Raw genomic sequence first — 415 nt, forward strand, 5'->3', positions numbered from 1 at the left:
AAGTCAACTTTACAGAATTTACTTTTCTCTTTCTCAAACCAATTTAAACTTTTCTAAACAAGGGGCAGTTGCCTGTTTCTTTTTATTTTACCCTGATTCTTCTTCCCCAGGATACCCAGTCTCCGTAAGCTTTCCTTCCGTTAGTTTTGGCCCATGGGCGGACTCTCAGAGTATAGGTTCCGGGCTTCACGCCTGTAATCCTTGTATAGGTTGTCCGATTGTTCCGTTTATATACGGTGGTTCCGCCTGTAGATCTCAGTTCCATATCTGCTCTTGCAAATCCTTTTGGTACGCCAACTGTTACAGCCACAGCTCCTTTACTTGTTTTTACAGTTTTAATCTTCACCCTCTCTGTGGGAATTCCGTTCTTTACTACTACTTTTACTGGATAACTCCATGCCCCAAACCTTTTCCC

The 415-nt window shown here is 42.7% G+C and carries 1 protein-coding gene; it reads right to left on the bottom strand.

All coding sequences use genetic code 11. The features are described from left to right. Nucleotides 1-82 precede the first annotated feature (82 nt). Nucleotides 83-415: hypothetical protein (locus tag LI074_RS17165; RefSeq protein ID WP_265107689.1), on the bottom strand; the 333-nt coding region annotated here is incomplete at its 5' end.

Origin of the sequence: Blautia sp. MSK18_10 (assembly GCF_020553185.1) — a bacterium.
Taxonomy (GTDB): domain Bacteria; phylum Bacillota; class Clostridia; order Lachnospirales; family Lachnospiraceae; genus Blautia_A; species Blautia_A wexlerae.